This window comes from Methylocystis borbori (assembly GCF_036576025.1).
GTDB classification, from domain to species: domain Bacteria; phylum Pseudomonadota; class Alphaproteobacteria; order Rhizobiales; family Beijerinckiaceae; genus Methylocystis; species Methylocystis borbori.
Genome location: NZ_JAZHYN010000028.1, coordinates 25682 through 44051, shown reverse-complemented (window position 1 = coordinate 44051; position 18370 = coordinate 25682). Strand labels below are relative to the sequence as shown.

Annotated in this window: 19 protein-coding genes; 15 read left to right on the top strand and 4 right to left on the bottom strand. The window is 64.2% G+C overall.

Annotated elements, in window-relative coordinates:
• The 9 genes from ribD to V3H18_RS10565 all read left to right on the top strand — a co-directional run.
• A partial coding sequence (gene ribD, locus V3H18_RS10605; RefSeq protein ID WP_332082013.1) for a bifunctional diaminohydroxyphosphoribosylaminopyrimidine deaminase/5-amino-6-(5-phosphoribosylamino)uracil reductase RibD occupies nt 1-966 on the top strand: 966 nt, incomplete at its 5' end.
• Complete coding sequence (locus tag V3H18_RS10600; RefSeq protein WP_332082012.1) at nt 966-1604, top strand: riboflavin synthase; 639 nt, start codon at nt 966-968, stop codon at nt 1602-1604. The genes ribD and V3H18_RS10600, both read left to right, overlap by 1 nt.
• 255 nt (nt 1605-1859) lie before the next feature.
• Nucleotides 1860-2342 (top strand): 6,7-dimethyl-8-ribityllumazine synthase, encoded by a 483-nt coding sequence (ribH, locus tag V3H18_RS10595; RefSeq protein ID WP_332082010.1) that lies wholly within the window; start codon nt 1860-1862, stop codon nt 2340-2342.
• Nucleotides 2339-2791 (top strand): transcription antitermination factor NusB, encoded by a 453-nt coding sequence (gene nusB / locus V3H18_RS10590; RefSeq protein WP_332082009.1) that lies wholly within the window; start codon nt 2339-2341, stop codon nt 2789-2791. Before ribH ends, nusB begins: the two co-directional genes overlap by 4 nt.
• Nucleotides 2792-2994: 203 nt before the next feature.
• Entirely contained in the window at nt 2995-3945 is a 951-nt protein-coding gene (thiL, locus tag V3H18_RS10585) for a thiamine-phosphate kinase (protein WP_332082006.1), read from the top strand.
• A 179-nt stretch (nt 3946-4124) separates the two neighbouring features.
• Nucleotides 4125-6305, top strand: coding sequence for a sodium-translocating pyrophosphatase (locus V3H18_RS10580; RefSeq protein WP_332082005.1), 2181 nt, complete (start codon nt 4125-4127; stop codon nt 6303-6305).
• 115 nt (nt 6306-6420) lie between these two features.
• Nucleotides 6421-6648 carry a hypothetical protein gene (locus V3H18_RS10575; protein WP_332082004.1) on the top strand — a complete coding sequence of 76 codons (228 nt, stop codon included), beginning with the start codon at nt 6421-6423 and terminating at the stop codon, nt 6646-6648.
• Between the two features lie 7 nt (nt 6649-6655).
• Nucleotides 6656-7063 carry a type II toxin-antitoxin system death-on-curing family toxin gene (locus V3H18_RS10570; protein ID WP_332082003.1) on the top strand — a complete coding sequence of 136 codons (408 nt, stop codon included), beginning with the start codon at nt 6656-6658 and terminating at the stop codon, nt 7061-7063.
• Entirely contained in the window at nt 7060-9093 is a 2034-nt protein-coding gene (locus V3H18_RS10565) for an NAD(+) synthase (RefSeq protein ID WP_332082002.1), read from the top strand. The genes V3H18_RS10570 and V3H18_RS10565 overlap by 4 nt, the downstream gene beginning before the upstream one ends.
• Before the next feature lie 57 nt (nt 9094-9150).
• Here V3H18_RS10565 and V3H18_RS10560 read toward each other — a convergent pair whose 3' ends face one another.
• Together V3H18_RS10560 and V3H18_RS10555 are read right to left on the bottom strand one after the other, a co-directional pair.
• Nucleotides 9151-9324, bottom strand: coding sequence for a DUF1328 domain-containing protein (locus V3H18_RS10560; RefSeq protein ID WP_332082001.1), 174 nt, complete (start codon nt 9322-9324; stop codon nt 9151-9153).
• Nucleotides 9325-9484: 160 nt separating this feature from the next.
• On the bottom strand, nt 9485-9790 hold the full coding sequence (locus V3H18_RS10555) for a CsbD family protein (protein ID WP_332081999.1): 306 nt from the start codon (nt 9788-9790) through the stop codon (nt 9485-9487).
• A 220-nt stretch (nt 9791-10010) separates the two neighbouring features.
• Between V3H18_RS10555 and V3H18_RS10550 the strand changes: the two genes are divergently transcribed.
• Nucleotides 10011-10676 (top strand): DUF6629 family protein, encoded by a 666-nt coding sequence (locus tag V3H18_RS10550; RefSeq protein WP_332081998.1) that lies wholly within the window; start codon nt 10011-10013, stop codon nt 10674-10676.
• Nucleotides 10677-10722: 46 nt separating this feature from the next.
• Here the strand turns inward: V3H18_RS10550 and V3H18_RS10545 are convergent, their stop codons facing one another.
• Nucleotides 10723-11580 carry a D-amino-acid transaminase gene (locus tag V3H18_RS10545; protein WP_332081996.1) on the bottom strand — a complete coding sequence of 286 codons (858 nt, stop codon included), beginning with the start codon at nt 11578-11580 and terminating at the stop codon, nt 10723-10725.
• Nucleotides 11581-11853: 273 nt separating this feature from the next.
• Between V3H18_RS10545 and V3H18_RS10540 the strand changes: the two genes are divergently transcribed.
• Both V3H18_RS10540 and V3H18_RS10535 read left to right on the top strand, forming a co-directional pair.
• Nucleotides 11854-13254, top strand: coding sequence for a hypothetical protein (locus tag V3H18_RS10540; protein WP_332081995.1), 1401 nt, complete (start codon nt 11854-11856; stop codon nt 13252-13254).
• Between the two features lie 9 nt (nt 13255-13263).
• Nucleotides 13264-14292, top strand: coding sequence for a M14 family metallopeptidase (locus V3H18_RS10535; RefSeq protein WP_332081994.1), 1029 nt, complete (start codon nt 13264-13266; stop codon nt 14290-14292).
• A 166-nt stretch (nt 14293-14458) separates the two neighbouring features.
• Here the strand turns inward: V3H18_RS10535 and V3H18_RS10530 are convergent, their stop codons facing one another.
• Nucleotides 14459-15418 (bottom strand): endonuclease/exonuclease/phosphatase family protein, encoded by a 960-nt coding sequence (locus tag V3H18_RS10530; protein ID WP_332081993.1) that lies wholly within the window; start codon nt 15416-15418, stop codon nt 14459-14461.
• 115 nt (nt 15419-15533) lie between these two features.
• Between V3H18_RS10530 and V3H18_RS10525 the strand changes: the two genes are divergently transcribed.
• From V3H18_RS10525 to V3H18_RS10515, 3 genes are all read left to right on the top strand, one after another.
• Nucleotides 15534-16223, top strand: coding sequence for a Crp/Fnr family transcriptional regulator (locus tag V3H18_RS10525; protein WP_332081992.1), 690 nt, complete (start codon nt 15534-15536; stop codon nt 16221-16223).
• 130 nt (nt 16224-16353) lie between these two features.
• The gene (locus V3H18_RS10520; RefSeq protein ID WP_332081990.1) at nt 16354-16758 is read left to right on the top strand and encodes a polysaccharide deacetylase; all 405 of its coding nucleotides are present in this window, start codon (nt 16354-16356) and stop codon (nt 16756-16758) included.
• 262 nt (nt 16759-17020) lie between these two features.
• Entirely contained in the window at nt 17021-18370 is a 1350-nt protein-coding gene (locus tag V3H18_RS10515; protein ID WP_332081988.1) for a tetratricopeptide repeat protein, read from the top strand.

Sequence of the window (18370 nt, the reverse complement as noted above, 5' to 3'; positions counted from 1 at the left end):
GGCGGGCGTCCTCACGCCGAGGCCATCGCGCTCGCCGCCGCGGGCGAAGCCGCGCGCGGGGCGACGCTCTATGTCACATTGGAGCCCTGCGCCCATCACGGCGCGACGCCGCCCTGCGTCGACGCCATCATCGCCGGCGGGATCGCGCGCGTCGTCACCGCTATGGAAGATCCCGACCCCCGCGTTTCCGGCGATGGCCATGCCCGCCTGCGCGAAGCGGGGATAGAGGTCGTCGTTGGCGTCGAAGCGGCCGCGGCCCGCGCCGACCATCTCGGCCATATCTTGCGGGTGACCAGACGCCGTCCCATGGTGACGCTGAAACTCGCGCAGACGGCGGACGGCTACGCCGCCGGCGCCGCGCATGATCCGCGCCTGCACATCACCGGTCCGGTCGCCGACGCCTTCACCCATGTGCAGCGTTCGCTGCATGACGCGATCATGGTCGGCGCCGGCACCGTGCGCGAGGATGATCCGCTGATGACGGTGCGCCTGCCTGGCCTTCAGGACTGCAAGCCGCTGCGCATCGTCCTCGACCGCAGGCTCACGCTTTCGCCGCGCTCGCGGCTTGCGTCGACGGCGCGCGAAACGCCGCTGCTCATCATCGTCGGCGACGAGACGACGGATGACGCCGCGCGCGCCTTCGAGGAGGCGACCGGCGCGGAGGTGGCGCGCGTCGCGACGCGGGACGGGCGACTCGATCTCGGCGCGGCGCTGCGTCTTCTCGCCGATCGCGGCATGACGCGCGTCTTCAGCGAAGGCGGGCCGCGCGTCGCGGAGAGCCTGCTGATGGGGAACCTCGCCGACGAGGTGATCCTGCATAAAGGCGTGAAGCCTCTGGGGCGGCAAGGGCGCCTCGCCCTGACGCCCGCCGCGCGCGCCGCGCTCGAAGACGACGCGCGTTACCGGATCATCGAGACGCGTTCGCTCGGCGCCGATACGATGACCAGATATGCGAAGGTCGGCTGATGTTCACGGGCATCGTCACGGACCTTGGCGAAGTCGTTTCCGTCGAGCCGCGCGGGGCTTTGCGGCGGCTGCGCATTGCCTGCTCCTATGATGCGCAGGGAATCGCCATCGGCGCCTCCATCGCCTGCTCGGGAGCATGCCTCACGGCGGTGGCGGCCGCGCGCGACGGCGGCCGCACGATTTTCGACGTCGACGCCGCCGCGGAGACGCTCGCGAAGACGACTGTCGGAAATTGGGAGCAGGGGACGCGCGTCAATCTCGAACGATCGCTGAAGATCGGCGACGAACTCGGCGGCCACATCGTCACCGGCCATGTCGACGGCGTGGCGCGCATTCTGTCGCGCGACGACTTTTGCGATAGCGGGCCCGAAGCGCGCCCATTAGAAGAAACAAGCATGGCGCGCTTCTGGATCGAAGCCCCGGCGCCGCTTGGGCGTTTCATCGCGCAAAAAGGCTCCGTCGCGCTCGACGGCGTGTCGCTTACGGTGAACGAAGTGGAGGAGAACCGTTTTTCGATCCTGCTCATTCCGCATACGCTCGCGGTGACGAGCTTCGGCGCGCGCAAGCCCGGCGACGCGCTCAATATCGAGGTCGATCTCATGGCGCGCTATGCGGCGCGGCTGAGCGAGGCGCGATAACCCGGCTGACATCCGCTTCGCCTTATGACATAAGGCGCGGCCAACAATTAAGGGCGCGACAACCCTCTCCCTTTGGGAGAGGGTGGCCCGGCGGAGCCGGGTCGGGTGAGGGGTCTTCACGGTTGAAACCCTTGTGCCTACTTGCTCTCTGATGTCACTCGTCTCATTTGGCGCATTGGTACCCCTCACCCGGCTGCTCCGCAGCCACCCTCTCCCGAGGGGGAGAGGGTTGTCGCGCGAACTTGCGGAGCTCCAATGGCAGGTTTCTCACCCGACGACGCTGACGCCGCGCCCGTTCCCGGTGCGCGCATTCTCGTCGTCGCGGCGAAATTCAACATTCATATCGTCGCGCTTTTGCACGAGGGCGCGCTTGACGCGCTCAAGCAAGCGCAGGCGCAGGCGAGCGTGATCGACGTTCCCGGCGCGCTGGAGATCGCGACCGCCGCGGCGATCGCGCTCGACGCGGCCGAGGCCGCGGGCGCGCCCTATGAGGGCGTCGTCGCGCTCGGCTGCGTCATTCGCGGCGAGACCTATCATTTCGAGATCGTCGCCAATGAAAGCGCGCGCGCCTTGACCGACCTTTCCGTCTCGCGGCGCCTGCCGCTCGGCAATGGAATCCTCACCGTAGAGAATGACGAACAGGCGATTGTCCGCGCCGATCCCAAACAGGGGAACAAGGGCGCCGACGCCGCCCGCGCGGCGCTTGCGCTTGTGCGCCTGAAGCGAGGCGCGGCATGAGTTTGGACCAGCGTTCCGCGGCGCGTCTCGCCATCGTTCAGGCGCTCTATCAGATGGAGGTCGCCGGCAAGGGCCTCAATGAGATTTTCGCGGAGTTCGAGTCTCACTGGATGGGGCGCGAAATCGAGGGCGCGCAATATAAGCCAGCCGACGCCGGCTTTTTTCGCGACGTGCTGCAGGGCGTATTGACGGATCAGGTGGCGATCGACCGGCAGATCGACCACGCGCTTTCGGGCGGCTGGCCGCTTTCGCGGCTCGAATCCGTGATGCGCGCCGCGTTGCGCGCCGGGACTTATGAGTTGCGCGCGCGCAAGGATATTCCGGCGCGCGTCGCGATCAAGGAATATGTCGATGTCGCCGGCGCCTTTTTCGGCCCGACCGAGTCGGGCATGGTGAACGCCGTGCTCGACAGGATCGCGCATGAGGAGCGCGCCGAGGAGCTAGGTTGACAGGAAGAGAGCCGCCGGCTTCCTCGTCCTTCGAGACGCCTGTACCGATCTCGGGTTTACCCGAGATCGGCATTTGAAGCCCAAATCGGGCAAGCCCGACTTGGGCGCAGGCTCCTCAGGATGAGGAAGCCGGCGGCGCGCTTGACTCGCCCTCATGCTGAGGAGCGAGCGAAGCTCGCGTCTCGAAGCGCGAGGGCGAGGCTATGCCGCAACGCTACAGCGAAGATGAGATCATCGCCCGCGTCTTCGCGCCGATCGCGGGCGTAGGCGCCCTTGGCCTCAAGGATGACGCGGCGCTTCTCGATCCTGTAAAGGAGCCGCTCGTCCTCACGACCGATATGGTCGTCGCCGGCGTGCATTTCTTCGCCGACGACCCGCCGGCGCTGATCGCCAAAAAGGCGTTGCGCGTCAATCTCTCCGACCTTGCGGCGAAGGGCGCGGAGCCCATAGGCTTTCTCCTGTCGCTCGCTTTGCCTGATGATTGGACGAATAGCTGGCTCGAGGCCTTCGCCGCCGGCCTTGCGGAGGATGCGCGCGCCTTTCGAGCGCCGCTCATCGGCGGCGACACGACCGCCACGCCCGGGCCGCTAACGATCTCGATAACCGCGCTTGGCCGCGCGTCGCGCTTCGTTCCCCGCGACGGCGCGCGGGCGGGCGACGCGATCTATGTTACCGGGACGATCGGCGACGCCGCGCTAGGTCTCGCCGTTCGGCGGGACCAAGCGCTCGCGCAGCGTCTTTCCCCTGAGGCGCGCGACGATCTGATCCGCCGCTATCTCTTGCCCAAGCCGCGCCTCGATCTCGCGCCCTGGTTGCGCGCCAACGCCGGCGCCGCGATGGACATTTCGGACGGCCTCGCGGGCGATCTTGCGAAGCTCGCGCGCGCCTCCAGGACGAGCGCGATCGTCGACCTGCCGTCCGTCCCGCTCTCGGAGGCGGCGCGCGCGGCGATCGCATTGGACGCCGCGCTGTTTGAGACGGCGATAACTGGCGGAGACGACTACGAAATTCTCTTCACGGCCGCTCCGGCGGCGGTCCCGCCGGCGGGCGCGATCCGCATCGGGGAGATCGTCGCCGGCGATGCGCCGCCGCTCTTCCTCGACGCCAGGAAAAAGCCAGTGAATTTCAAAAAAATGTCCTTCTCGCATTTCTAGGAAAGGCGGCCGCCGCCGGCATTGCCGGGCGGCGCCGTTTCTGGCAGAAAGCGCCCCGGAAATTCGTGGTCCGCCCCGATTCGTCGGGCGCGGTCGCAGCTTCTTTCGTTGCGCGATATCCCCCGTGGCGCGACTGTTTCGGCCGTCCTCCGGCCGGCGAACGAAAAGGCGAAATCAATATGGTTCTGTTTCTGACCATCGTCTTCGGACTGGCGTCTATCGTCTATGGCGTAATGACCTCCAAGGAGCTGCTCGCGGCCGATCCCGGCTCGAAGCGCATGCAGGAAATTTCGGACGCGGTGGCGGAGGGCGCGCAAGCCTATCTCGATCGCCAATATAAGACGATCGCCATCGTCGGCGGCGTGATCTTCGTACTGCTCGTCATTCTGCTCGGCTGGGCGGTCGCTTTCGGCTTCCTCGTTGGCGCGACGCTGTCGGGCGCGGCGGGCTATATCGGCATGAATGTCTCGGTGCGCGCCAATGTGCGCACGGCGCAGGCGGCGACGAAATCGCTCGCCGGCGGCCTCGACATCGCCTTCAAGGCCGGCGCCGTCACCGGTCTCCTCGTCGCGGGCCTCGCGCTGCTTGGCGTCGCGGTCTATTACGCAATCCTCACCTGGGTGCTGGGCTATACGCCGGCCGACCGCACGGTGGTCGACGCGCTGGTGGCGCTCGGCTTCGGCGGCTCGCTCATTTCGATTTTCGCGCGTCTCGGCGGCGGCATCTTCACCAAGGGCGCGGATGTGGGCGCCGATCTCGTCGGCAAGGTCGAGGCGGGCATTCCCGAGGACGATCCGCGCAATCCGGCGACCATCGCCGATAACGTCGGCGATAACGTCGGCGACTGCGCCGGCATGGCGGCCGACCTCTTCGAGACCTACGCCGTGACCGTCGTCGCGACCATGGTGCTGGCGTCGATCTTCTTCGCCGGGCAGCAGGGACTTTCCGACGCCATTATCTATCCGCTCGCCATCGGCGGCCTGTCGATCCTGACCTCCATCGCCGGCACCTATTTCGTGAAGCTCGGCGACGACGACACGCCATGGGGCAAAATCGCCGCCCCCTATTTCAAGAAGCTCGGCATCGACGACTCGATCATGGGCGCGCTTTACAAGGGCCTCATCGCCACCGGCGTGCTGTCGATCGTCGGCCTGTTCCTGGCGACGACCTTCACCGTCGGCTGGGGCGAGATCGGCAAGGTCAATGGCGAGGCGATCCACGGCTACGGACTGTTTCTCTCCGGGATTCTCGGGCTGATCGTCACCGGCGCCATCGTCTATATCACCGAATATTACACCGGCACGGGCAAGCGCCCGGTGGTGTCGATCGCCCAGGCGTCGGTGACGGGCCATGGCACGAATGTCATTCAGGGCCTCGCCGTGTCGCTTGAATCGACCGCGGCGCCGGCGCTCGTCATCGTGCTCGGCATCGTCCTCACCTATGAGCTGGCGGGCCTTTACGGCACCGCCATCGCGGTCACGACCATGCTCGGCCTCGCCGGCATGATCGTCGCGCTCGACGCCTTCGGCCCCGTGACCGACAACGCCGGCGGCATCGCTGAAATGGCCGGTCTACCGAAGGAGGTGCGCCACGCGACCGACGCGCTGGACGCCGTCGGCAACACCACCAAGGCCGTGACCAAGGGCTACGCCATCGGCTCGGCGGGTCTCGGCGCGCTGGTGCTCTTCGCCGCCTATACGAATGACCTGAAGCATTTCATCGACACCGACGTGCCCTTTTTCAAAGGGCTGGGGAAGATTGATTTCGAACTTTCCAACCCCTATGTCGTCGCCGGCCTCATCTTCGGGGGCCTCATCCCCTATCTCTTCGGCGGTATCGCCATGACGGCGGTGGGGCGCGCGGCGGGCTCCGTCGTCGTCGAGGTGCGCCGGCAGTTCCGCGAAAAGCCCGGCATCATGGATGGCTCGGAGCGCCCCGACTATGGCCGCGCCGTCGATCTGCTGACGCAGGCGGCGATCAAGGAGATGATCGTGCCCTCGCTGCTGCCGGTGCTAGCGCCGATCGTCGCCTTTCTGGTCGCCTGGATATTGGGCGGCAAGGCCAACGCCTTCGCGGCGCTCGGCGCGTTGCTGCTCGGCGTCATCGTCAACGGCCTGTTCGTCGCGATCTCCATGACCTCGGGCGGCGGCGCCTGGGACAACGCCAAGAAGTCCTTCGAGGACGGCTTCGTCGACAAGGACGGCGTGAAGCACGAGAAGGGCTCGGAGGCGCATAAGGCCGCCGTGACCGGCGACACGGTCGGCGACCCCTATAAGGACACCGCTGGGCCGGCCGTGAATCCGGCGATCAAGATCACCAATATCGTCGCGCTGCTGCTGCTGGCGATCCTCGCGCATTAAGCGAAGCGCGACTTACGAAAACAAGGGCGGGGGAGACTCCGCCCTTTTGCTTTGTGGGAGCGACTTGATGTTTCTTGATAAAAGAAGATAATATTTTTAATCTATTGGAGTCAGAATGACCGCCGCTCGTGAGAAATTCGCCACTCAGGTGGATAAGGACCTGCTCGCCGCGATCCGCAAGATCGCGAAAGACGAGGGGCGGCAACTTCAGGCGGTGGTCGAGGACGCCTTGCGCGCGCATATTGAGGAGCGCGACAAGGCGCGACCGCGCCGTCATGTGATGGACGCCTATCGTTCGAGCCTGCCGCGCTACGGCGGACTCTATGAAAAGCTCGCCAAGTGAGGCGCAAGTGAGCGGGGAGAGGGTCGACTACCTGACCATCGCGGAAATCCTCGCCATTCACGACGATCTGATCGAACGCTATGGCGGCGCGCCCGGCCTGCGGGACGCGGGGCAATTGGAGGCGGCGTTGTTTCGGCCGCAGACCGGTTATTATCCCGATGCGATCGCGCAGGCCGCCGCGTTATGGGAGAGCCTGTCGCAAAACCACCCCTTCCTCGACGGCAATAAACGGACGAGTTTTGCGGGCATGTTCGCCTTTCTTGCGATTAACGATGTTGCGATTACGGCCGAAGCCGATGCGACATGGAACTTCGTTTCCGCGCTATATGAGAGCGGAGATTTTTGCTTCGAAAAATTGGACGCCTGGCTGCGGAGCCATACAAAAGCGTTAAGCGACGGGCGCCGAAGTTCATGACTCATCCCTTCTTTTGTCTGCACACCCATGGCTTTATCCGCGTCGCGGTGGCGACGCCGCGGGTTCGCGTCGCGGATCCCGCCTTTAATGTCGCGCGCACGATCGAACTTGCGCAGGAGGCCGACCGCCGCGGCGCGTCCCTTGTTCTTTTTCCAGAACTCGGGATTTCCGCCTACGCCATCGACGATCTCCTGCAGCAGGAGGCGCTGCTCTCCGCGGTCGAAGCCGCGCTCGCGGAGCTGATCGAGACGTTGCTGGACATTCATCCGCTGATCGTCGTCGGCGCGCCGCTGCGCCATCGCGGGAGGCTCTATAATTGTGCGGTCGCGATCCTGCGCGGGCGTCTGCTCGCCGTGACGCCAAAGGTCTATCTGCCGAACTATCGCGAATTCTACGAGCGTCGACATTTCGCCTCCGGCGCTTTCGTCGCGGGCGAAGAGATTTCCATCGCCGGACAATATGCGCCCTTCGGCTCCGATACGCTGCTCGAGGCGAGCGACTTCGACGGCCTCGTCATTCATATGGAGATATGCGAGGACGTTTGGGTCCCGATCCCGCCGTCTTCGCGCGCGGCGCTCGCCGGCGCCACGGTATTGCTCAATCTCTCGGCGTCTAACGCCATCGTCGGGAAGTCCGACTATCGCGAGACGCTTTGCGCCGCGCATTCGGCGCGCTGTCTTGCGGCCTATCTTTATTCCGCCGCGGGGCAGGGCGAGTCGACGACCGACCTCGCCTGGGACGGCGAGGCGCTCATTTGCGAGAATGGCGCCGTGCTCGCCAAGGCGCCACGCTTTTCCGACGCGCCGCAACTGACCCTCGCCGATATCGACGTTTCCCGCCTCCTCGCCGAGCGCGCACGACAGGGCACATTCGGCGATTGCGCCGATGTGGAGCAGGGCGCCGTCGCCTTTCGTCGCATCGCTTTCGACCTCGCTGCGCCGCGCGATCGCGATCTCGGCTTTTTGCGCGAGGTCGGGCGCTTTCCTTTTGTGCCGGCCAATGAGGCGCGCCTCGCGGAATTGTGCTTCGAGGCCTTCAACATTCAGTCGCATGGGCTGGAGCAGCGATTGCGCGCCGCAAAAATCGACAAGGTCGTGATCGGCGTCTCGGGCGGCCTCGATTCCACGCACGCTCTTCTCGTCGCCGTGACGGCGATCGACGCGCTGGGACTGCCGCGCGAAAATATTCTCGGCTTCACCTTGCCGGCTTTCGCGACGAGCGCGCGCACCAAGGAGAACGCCTGGCGGCTCATGCGCGCGCTTGGCGTCTCGGCGCAGGAGATCGATATCTCAGACGCCTGCAAGCAGATGCTCCTCGACATCGATCATCCGGCGGCGCGAGGCGAGGCCCTTTACGACGCGACCTATGAGAATGTGCAGGCCGGCGCGCGCACCTCGCTTCTGTTTCGTCTCGCCAATCGGCATGGCGCGATCGTCATCGGCACGGGAGATTTATCGGAGCTCGCGCTTGGCTGGTGCACTTATGGCGTCGGCGACCAGATGTCGCATTACAACGTTAATGCCTCCGTGCCGAAGACGCTCATCCAGCATCTCATTCGCTGGTGCGCGCGCGACGCGCGCTTTGGCGCCGAAACCGTTGCGGTCCTCACCGATGTTCTCGCCACCGAGATTTCGCCGGAGCTTATCCCTGGCGAGGCGACACAGCGGACCGAGGACGTCGTCGGTCCATACGCTTTGCAGGACTTCAACCTGTTCTACGCGACGCGTTATGGCTTCGCGCCGGCCAAGATCGCCTTCCTCGCATGGCGCGCCTGGCGAGACGCTTCCGACGGCGCATGGCCGTCGGGCGTATTGGAGCGAGACAGAGTCGCTTACGATCTATCGACGATCAAACATTGGCTCGGCGTTTTCGTGAGACGATTTTTCGAGACGAGCCAGTTCAAGCGGTCGGCGTTGCCCAATGGTCCCAAAGTCAGTTCGGGAGGATCGCTTTCGCCGCGCGGCGACTGGCGCGCGCCTTCGGATTCGAGCGGAGAGGCCTGGCGCACGTCGCTTGAGGACATTCCATAAAGTCAGCCGGTCGAGGGAGCGACCGGCTGACATGGGCGTCTCTCGGTTGTCGCGGATTCAGGCGCGTCGAATAAATCCGACCAAGGTCGCGACAACGAATAGGATAAGCGCGACCCAGAAGAGAAGGCGCGCGCCTTCCATCGCCGTGCCGGCGACGCCGCCGAAGCCGAGAAACGCCGCAACCAGCGCTACGATCAGGAATATAACGGCCCAATGAAACAGGCTTCCCATCTCATCCTCCTATTGGCAGATTCGGACTGATGCCAGTTAAACCCAGCATCTATGGTCTCGTTCCCCGCCCTCCCAAAAATTTCAAAATGGCTGAGATGCGCAGAAGCAATGGGGCGCCGCCGTCATAATGACGGCGGCCCATTGGTCTCGGCGCCTGACGTTACCTCGTCGCGCGATGAATCGCTTCCCTGGCGTCGTGCGTCGCACGCTTTGCGCTGTCCGCTGCGCGGTCAGCCATATCTTTCGCCGTATCCTTGGCCGTTTCCAGCGCGTCGCCGGCCGCGTTAGCGGCATCCGCCGCAGCGTCCTTCACGTCGCCGAGCATGCCTTGGCCCTTGCCCTTCATCTCCTGCAACACGCCTTCGCCCTCAAGCTTGGGCGAATCCGCCGCATCGCCAATGGCCTGTTTCGCCTTGCCAACGGTTTCGTTAACGGCGCCTTTAACCTTGTCGATGATGCCAGTCATGCGTATCTCCTTAATTCAACCGACGCATCTGCGACGCGTCTGTGCCAATAACTTGTCGGCGCATGGATTGTTCCTGGTTCGCTTCGCGGTTTTTTCGGCTCATTGGAAACATTACGTTTTAGCTTTTGAGAAAGCTTGGGCTCAGGGACTCGACGAAAATGAAGAGCGCGATATTATTCAGCGCGACGAGGCTTAAGCACTGACATTTCGCGTTCGCGCCATGTGTTATTCGCTCGAAGCAAGCATCACCGCGGGGCTCGGCCTGGGATTGGCGGGCGTCGGCATGGTCTCAAAGGCGCTACGCCATGACAGACGCATGCTCCTCTTTGCCGCCTTCCCGTTGGTGTTCTCGATTCATCAATTCACCGAGGCGGCGGTTTGGCTCACCTTGAATGATCCTAACGACGGCCAGTTTTTCCGTTATCTTTATACGCTCATCGCTTTTGCCGTCTGGCCCGTGTTCACGCCCTTCGCCGCCGCCTATGCCGAGACGGACGCCGAACGCAAGCGCGTCTTCCTCTGGATGGGCGCCGTAGGCGTCGTTCTCGCCGTCTATTTGATCGCAAAGCTCGCGGGCGCCGACGGCATCGATATTTCCGTCGTCAAACATTCGCTCGCCTATGATCCGCTGTTCGAGCGGCCGCCGCTCATTGCGCATTTTCTTTATGTCTTGCTGACCGTGGCGCCGCTGGTGATGAGCGATCGTCGCGCCATCAATATTTTCGGCGTGATGGTTTTTCTCACCTTCGTTTTTGCGCTCGCCGCCAATCGCCCGGCCTGGTATTCGCTCTGGTGCCTGACCGCGGCGGTCTTTAGCTTCGTCATTGCGCTCGGGATTGAAAGAGAGCGCAGCTCCGATTTCGACGAATTGGAGATGCAGCGATAGGCCTTAAGAATTTTTGCCGACGCCGACGCCGGTTCGGCGAAAAAAACTAGGTCGCGTCGTTCATCGCGCATTCGATATAGAGCTGGCGTAGCGCGCGCGCGTTCTCTCCCGGCACGCCCGCGCCGATTGGCCGTCCGTCGATCTCGATGACGGGAAGCACGAGACTGGAGGCGCTGGTAAGAAAGGCCTCCACAGCGTCATAGGCCTCGGCGACGGAAAAGCTGCGCTCCTCGATCGTCAGGCCTTCGCGGGCGGCGAGGGCCAGCACGGCCCTGCGCGTGCAGCCCGGAAGGATCGACTGGGAATTGGGGCGGGTGACGATCGCGCCGCCTTTCGTTACGATGAACGCGGTCGATGAAGAGCCCTCGGTGACAAGACCGTCGGCGTCGACCATCCAGGCTTCGTGACAGCCGACTTCGACCGCCGCCTGCTTGGCCAGAACCTGCGCGAGAAGAGCGACGCTCTTGATGTCGCGGCGCGCCCAGCGAAGATCCGGAACGGTGACGATCTTCACGCCGTTTTGCGCGGCGGGCGAGGAAAGAATGTTCTTCTTTTGCGAGAAGGCGACGAGCGTCGGCGCCGCGTCCTTGGGGAATCCGAAGTCGCGCTCCGCCGCGCCGCGCGTGATCTGCAAATAGACCATGCCTTCCTTGACGTCGTTTCTTGCGACGAGCTCCGCTTCGATCTCTGCGATGCGCGCGAGCGGGACCGGACTTTTAAGCCGCAACTCGCCGAGCGATCTTTCGAGCCGGGCAAGATGCGCCTCATTGTCGATCAGCTTTCCGTCGATGACGGCGGCGACTTCATAAACGCCGTCGGCGAAGAGAAAGCCGCGGTCGAGGACGGACACGCGCGCTTCCGCGAGCGGCGTGAAAGCTCCATTCACATAGGCGATGTCGGACAAGATCGGGCTCCTAGAGCGCGGCTCGCGAAAAAGTGGAATGCGGTTTTTCGCCTAAAGCGCGCTCTAAACTTTAGGAATGGATCACGTTATCTGCTTTGGGCGATTCGGCCAAAATACAGCGCGATCTGGCAAGTCGCGGCGCAATCTAAAGCAAGGGCTGCCGGCTGTCCCGCCTCCCTTTGCGGCGCCCCTGACGCGACCGCGCGATGAGCGCTACATAAAGGGCGCGCCTTGGGCTAGGGCAGGGCGCCGCGCAGCATTGGGAGCTGAAAATTGGGCGAGGAAATCGAGACGACCGGATTCACGCGCGCCGACAAGGCGCGCTTCGCCGATCGGCTTGCGCAGGAAACCGATCTCGCGCGCACGCTTTTCGCGCAAGGCAGATTTTCGCGCGCCGGCTATATGCTCGGCTTCGAGATCGAGACCTGGATCGTCGATCACAATTATGCGCCGTCCTCGATCAATCAGCGCTTGTTGGAGACGCTCGACAATCCTTACGTCGTTCCGGAGCTTTCGCGCTTCAATGTCGAATTGAACTGCGATCCCTTGCCGCTCGAAGTTGAGACGCTGCGGCGGGCCCATGAGGCGCTCACGGCGCTTTGGGCGACCTGCAATGGCGTGGCGCATCGGCTCGACGCCAATCTGGTCATGATCGGCACGCTCCCGACCCTTCGCGACGAGGATTTGACGCTCGCCAATATATCGCCGCTCAATCGCTATTATGCGCTCAATGCGGAGATACAGCGCCAGCGCGGCGGGCGGCCGACGCAAGTGGACATCGCCGGGCGCGATCATCTCCTCTCCGAACATCGCGACCTGATGCTCGAAGCGGCGACGACCTCCTTTCAGATTCATCTGAAGGCGCCGGCGGATATCGCCCATCTCTATTACAACGCGTCGATCGCGGCGTCCGGCCCCATCCTCGCGGCGTGCGGCAATGCGCCCTTCCTCTTCGGCAAGGCGTTGTGGGAGGAAACGCGCATTCCGCTCTTCGAGCAGGCGGTGAAGCCGCCGGGACCGGCGCGCGTCTGCATGGGGTCGGGTTATACGACGCTCTCCCTCATGGAAGTCTTCGAGGAGAATGCGCGTGACTATGACGTGCTGCTCCCGATGGGTTTCGACGATCCGCCGGAGGCCATGCGGCATCTGCGTCTGCATAATGGCGTCATCTGGCGCTGGAACCGGCCGCTGATCGGCTTCGACGACGATGGCGCGCCGCATTTTCGCGTCGAGCACCGTATCCTGCCGGCGGGGCCGAGCTTCATTGACATGATCGCCAACGCCGCGCTTTATCTCGGCCTCGCGCGGGCGCTCGCCTTTGCCGGCGACGGCGGTACGGGCGGCCTCGCATTCGCCGACGCCAGGCGCAATTTCTACGCCGCGGCGCGCCACGGCCTCGAAGCGCGGCTCGAATGGCCGGGGCTGGGCGAAATCGCCGCCGACCGGCTTCTCGCCGAGCGGCTCATTCCCGCCGCGCGCGAGGGGCTCGCCGATCTCGGCGTGGCCGAATCCGGCTTTCTCGACGTGATCGAGGGGCGGGTGCAGACGGGGCAGACGGGCGCCGTCTGGCAGCGAAAGGCGCTTGAGGCGCGGGGCGGCGAGTTCTATGCCCTGATGGCCGCCTATTGCGAGGGCCAGCGCAGCGGCGAACCCGTTCATCAATGGGGACTATGAGGAGAGCAAGTGACTGACGCGCCTTGCGCCGTGTTCGACCGGCCGCCCGAGGAATTTCTGAATTGTCCCGCCGATAGACTCGCCGAAATCCTGCCGGGGCCAAGCCTTTTCGATCTTCCGGGCCGCGATCCGCATCCGCTCTTCGTTTCGACGCTGCTGCACGGCAATGAGACGACCGGCCTCGCCGCCGTGCAGGAAATATTGCGCCGGCGCGCTGCGCGCGGCTTCGGCCGGTCGCTTATCCTCTTCATCGGCAATATCGAGGCGGCGGCGGCGCATCGGCGCACGCTGCCAAGCGGGCGCGATTTCAACCGCATCTGGCCGGGCACGCTCACCCCCCACCATCCGCTCGCCCAGATGGCCGGCTGGATTTGCGACTATGTCGCAAAGCGCGAGCCCTTCGCGGCGGTGGATATCCACAACAACACGGGCTTCAATCCGCATTATGGCTGCATCACGAGGCTGGAGCCCAAATATGTGGCGCTGGCGCAGCTCTTTTCGCGCATCGTCGTGCATTTCCAGCGTCCGCTCGGCACCTGCGCCGCCGCTTTCGCCGAAATTTGCCCCGCCGTCACCGTCGAATGCGGCAAGTCGGGGGAGAGTTCGGCGACGGCGCATGCGGCAGAGTTGCTGGAGGCGTGCCTTTCCGTTTCGCAGCTGTCCGATGACGCGCCGGCGCCGCATGATGTGGATTTGCTGCGCACTTGCGCGATCGTCCGGCCGCCGGCAGGGGCAAGCTTTTCATTCGACGGAACGCCGGCCGATTTCCTGTTTCGCCCGGACATCGACCATTTGAACTTCAGCGAATTGGAGGCGGGGGCCTCCTTCGGCGCGCTCGGCGCCGGAGACGCGCGGCTCGATATCGCGCCCGGCGACGGCCTGGACAGCCCGCCCGATTATTTCGATTACGCCGGCGGCGAAATCAGGCTCTCGCGCCCGGCGATTCCCGCCATGCTGACCGTCGACCCGCGCGCCGTCGAACAGGATTGCCTATGCTATCTCATGCACCGCATCGGCATGGACGGCGCGCGGATTTGAGCCGCCGTTGCGGCTTTTCGCGCCGGGGAGCGCCCCTAGGTCTCGATTGAAGGAAAACCCGCGCTCTTGCCGCTGAGTTGAGAGCGTCCGGCGCTTAGAGCATTTTCCGCCGAAGTGGATGCCGGTTCGGCGTAGAAAATGCGTCAATTCAATAAACGAAAGCGCGTCACGCCTCAAATTCGAAGCGCGCGACGACAGGCGCATGAAGCGATCCGACGATCGGGTCCGTTGCGTAAACTTCGTCCTCCAGCCCGTCGTTGAAGATCGTCGTTTCGCGCCAGCTTTGCGTGAGCGCGCGGGAAGCGAGAATATGGTCGATCAGCGTCGGCCGGCCAGCATGGATCACGGTGAAGCGGCGCTCGGGCGCGACGCGCGCTTCAAGCGCGACGAGCGCGCGCGCGGCCTCCTCCCCTTCGTCGCGGCCGCCGCGCAAAATCCGCGTCGGCGCGTCATGCGCGTCGGCGTTGAAGTCGCCGCAAATGGCGATTTTGGCGTCGGGCTCGGCGTCGAAGAGCGTCTCGGCGAAAAGCCGCGCTTCGAGCGCCTGTCCTTCGCGCTTGAGCGCCGCGACGAACTGTCCCTCGATCTGCGCCCGGCTGGACCCGACGCCCCGGGCCGTCGCCACGGGAACTGCGCGCGGGGCGCGCAGATGCAGATTGATGACATGCAGCAAGCCGCCGGGCGTCTCCACGCATGCGTAAAGCAGCGGGCGGTCCCAGGCGATTTCGATCGGCTCGGGCTGCGAGCCGTCGCTGTCGCGCGGCGGCGGCCAGGTCCAGCGGGCGACGATGTCGTGATAAATCTGCCGTCCCGCTCGGATCGGCCAGCGCGACAGGATCGCGAGATTATGCACGTCGGCGGGCGCGTCGCCGCCGGGCCTGACGCTTGTTGTCCGGTGAAATTCCGCATAGCGCGTCCCCGCGAGCAGCAGGTCGAGCGCGATGAATCGTCGCGCGCCATGCTTATGCGTTCGTTGCGCATCGATTTCCTGGAGGCAAAGCACGTCCGCGTCGAACGCCTCGAGCAGCGGGCGCAGCGCCTCGGCCCGGCGCGCAAAAGCTTCCGGCCGGGCGGGCGACCAGTCGAGATTTTCGAGATTGAAGGTCGCCAGCCGGAACGCGCCCATCCTTCATCATCGCCCGAAGTCGACGCCTCCGCCAGTTGGATGAGGCAATTGACGCTCGACTGGGTAGAGGATTGGCGGCAATATTCGCCACGATTGCTCACAGCGGGAGCGCCAATTGTCTCTTTTCGATGGAATTCCGTTCTTTGTCGGCCTCGATCCCGCGCGGGGCGAGGCGCTCGCGCGCCAATGCGCGCGCAAGCGCTACGCAGAGCATGAATTGGTGCTCGATTTCGACGACCCTTCGAGCGACGTCTATTTCATCGTGAGCGGCGACGTGCGCGTGCTCATTCGCACGGCGGCCGGCAAGGAGATGATTTTCGGCGATTTCGGCCCCGGCAAATTTTTCGGGGAGATGGCGGCGATCGACGGCGCGAAACGTTCGGCCAATGTGACCGCGCTCACCAACGCCGAACTTCTGCTGGTGCCGACCGGGGTTTTCAAGGAAATCGTCCTCGGCGAGCCGGAAATCTGCGAGCGTCTGCTCCGCATGCTCACCTCGCGCGTGCGCGAACTCAACACCCGTCTGTTCGAGCGTTCGGTGCTCGACCTCAAGCATCGGCTCTATTCGGAGCTTTTGCGCCTATCGGCGCCGCGCAAGGGCGTCGCCGGCCAGTCGATCGTTTCGCCGCCGCCTTTTCAGCATGATCTCGCGGCGCGCATCGGCTGCCGCCGCGAGCAGGTGAGCCGGGAGCTCTCGGCGATGATCGACGAGGGCCTCGCGGAGAAAATCCGTGGCGGGCTGGTGTTACTACGCCCGGCGGTCCTCGAAAAACGCGTGCAGGAGGCGCTCAACGAAGCGCAGTGAAAGCCGCTCAATGAAAGCCTTTAATGTGCGTTCTCGCACAAACGGACGAGGAAGGAGCGGCTAGGGTCGCTATGGTCGCCGACAAGGGTCGAAAGACCCGTCGGAAATAACAGCGATCCAGGAGAGGTCCATGCTTCCCGAATTGACGCCGATCGAACGCTGCGCCGAAATGGCCGGCCTCGAAGGCCATGAGATCGTCCTCGGGGTGAGCCCGGGCGACAAGCACTTCAGAATGTTTTCCCGTTATCGGCGGGCCGCGTCCCTTGACGCCGCGCGCGGACGCGTCGTCGCCGACATCCGCAACGCCGTGGAGATCGGAGCCGCGCGCCGCGCCGCCGATCTGCTGATCGTCTTGCGCTGGCTGTTCGCCCCGGGCGCTTCCCGCGTCGAGGACCGCTCTCCCGCGCATCTGCGCCGCCGTGTTTCTTCGCCGCGCCGCCGGATGGGCTGGAGCGTCTCGGGCGCGGCGAAGGCGACGATCGGCGCGGGCGAGGTCGTGGCGCTTTTCGATGGCGCGACGCCGGCGCACGTTTGAGCCAAGGGCGCTGTGGTTTAGTCGCAACACTCTGAATTTGTTTCATCGACAATTATGGCGACGGCGCGCCGCAACGCGCGGTGGGCGCTCGCCCAACAGGCGTATATCCATTGATAATCATATGGATGCCAAACAAGGCGATGCTGGGAGCCGCAATTCGGCGCTAAGTTGCGCCCCCGCGCCACATGAGTCAGCTTCGATCCAGCTTCGCCATGCAGGGCGTTTAAGCGCCCTCTCCGATTTCGATGGGAGCTTGTCATATATGGTTGCATATAAAACAGGGGCGATGATCGCCGGCGCTTTTTTCGCCGCTCTCGCTTTCATCGCGCCCGCTTCGGCGGATGAAGACCTGCGCGCCGAACAGGCTCGGCTCGCGGCCCATATCCAGACCCATCCCACGGATTACGACGCGACCTATCGCTACGTGCTGGTCTCGACGGAGTTGCGCGATTACGAGGCGGGGATCGGCGCGCTCGAGCGCGTGCTGATGTTCAATCCCAATCTCGGCCGCGCCCGCAAGGAGCTCGGCTTCCTCTACGCCCGACTCGGCGCCTATGAAGTCTCCGCGCAGCATCTGCGGAAGGCGTTGGGCGAGGGTGGGCTCGATCCGGTTCAGACGGCGCAGATCGAGGCGCAACTGCCCGACATCGAGAAACGCAACGAGTCGAACAGGCTCTATCTGCGCTTGCATGTCGGTCTGCGCGCGCAGTCGAACGCCAATTTCTTCCCGGCCAACAATCTGTTTCAGGTGGGCGGCGTCGGCGTCGCCTCGGGCCAGCCGAGAAAGAGCGACATCAACAGTTTCCAGCTTGTGCAGGCGGCGCACGATCTCGACTTCGAGAACGGGCGGGGAGACATGCTGGAGACGCGCGTGACCGGCTACGCCACGCAACAATTCCGTCTGCCGGAATACAGCATCGCGCTGTTCTCCGGCTCGATCGGCCCGCGCATCTTTTTTGCGCCGGATTTCTATAAGGGGCTTTCGGTGAAGCCCTATCTGACGGGCGCCGTGGCGATGCTCGGCTCCAGCAATTATCTCAACACGGGCGGCGCGGGCCTCAACCTGCGGGCGCAATTCGCCGAGGACTTCTGGCTCGAGCCCGGTTTCGAGTGGCGCTCGCTTTGGGTCGATCCGGGGCGGAGCTTCTTCGGCGTCTCGCCCTATTCCACCTTGTCGACGCTCGCCACGGGCGACGTCATCACCGGCTATTTCGGCGGCACCTACGGCATTTTTAACGACATCAAGCTCGAAGGCCGCGTCGCTTATTCGCATGCCGGGGCGGGCAATGCGCAACAATCGTCGAACCAGGTGGACGTGCAGGCTCTGCTGCGGCTCGAGGTCGATCCGCCGCTCCCCATCATTCCGCGCAAATGGACGATCGCGCCTTATGCGCGCTTCACGCAGCTTGCCTTCGAGGCCGCCAATCCGCTGGTCAATTTTGGCGTGGCGCGGCGCGACGTGGCCTGGATCGAAGGCATCATGCTCGATGCGCCGATCACCGCGACATTCGGCTTCACCGGCAATCTCGAATTCGCCCGCAACGATTCGAACATCCCGAATTTCAAGACGCAAAACGTGTCCGTCACTTTCGGACCGACGGCGAAATTCTGA

Bases quoted from the DNA above. Each gene is read 5' to 3' on its own strand.
- V3H18_RS10600 (WP_332082012.1), top strand. From the start codon at position 966: ATGTTCACGGGCATCGTCACGGACCTTGGCGAAGTCGTTTCCGTCGAG.
- ribH (WP_332082010.1), top strand. From the start codon at position 1,860: ATGGCAGGTTTCTCACCCGACGACGCTGACGCCGCGCCCGTTCCCGGT.
- nusB (WP_332082009.1), top strand. From the start codon at position 2,339: ATGAGTTTGGACCAGCGTTCCGCGGCGCGTCTCGCCATCGTTCAGGCG.
- thiL (WP_332082006.1), top strand. From the start codon at position 2,995: ATGCCGCAACGCTACAGCGAAGATGAGATCATCGCCCGCGTCTTCGCG.
- V3H18_RS10580 (WP_332082005.1), top strand. From the start codon at position 4,125: ATGGTTCTGTTTCTGACCATCGTCTTCGGACTGGCGTCTATCGTCTAT.
- V3H18_RS10575 (WP_332082004.1), top strand. From the start codon at position 6,421: ATGACCGCCGCTCGTGAGAAATTCGCCACTCAGGTGGATAAGGACCTG.
- V3H18_RS10565 (WP_332082002.1), top strand. From the start codon at position 7,060: ATGACTCATCCCTTCTTTTGTCTGCACACCCATGGCTTTATCCGCGTC.
- V3H18_RS10560 (WP_332082001.1), bottom strand. From the start codon at position 9,324: ATGGGAAGCCTGTTTCATTGGGCCGTTATATTCCTGATCGTAGCGCTG.
- V3H18_RS10555 (WP_332081999.1), bottom strand. From the start codon at position 9,790: ATGACTGGCATCATCGACAAGGTTAAAGGCGCCGTTAACGAAACCGTT.
- V3H18_RS10550 (WP_332081998.1), top strand. From the start codon at position 10,011: ATGTGTTATTCGCTCGAAGCAAGCATCACCGCGGGGCTCGGCCTGGGA.
- V3H18_RS10530 (WP_332081993.1), bottom strand. From the start codon at position 15,418: ATGGGCGCGTTCCGGCTGGCGACCTTCAATCTCGAAAATCTCGACTGG.
- V3H18_RS10520 (WP_332081990.1), top strand. From the start codon at position 16,354: ATGCTTCCCGAATTGACGCCGATCGAACGCTGCGCCGAAATGGCCGGC.
- V3H18_RS10515 (WP_332081988.1), top strand. From the start codon at position 17,021: ATGGTTGCATATAAAACAGGGGCGATGATCGCCGGCGCTTTTTTCGCC.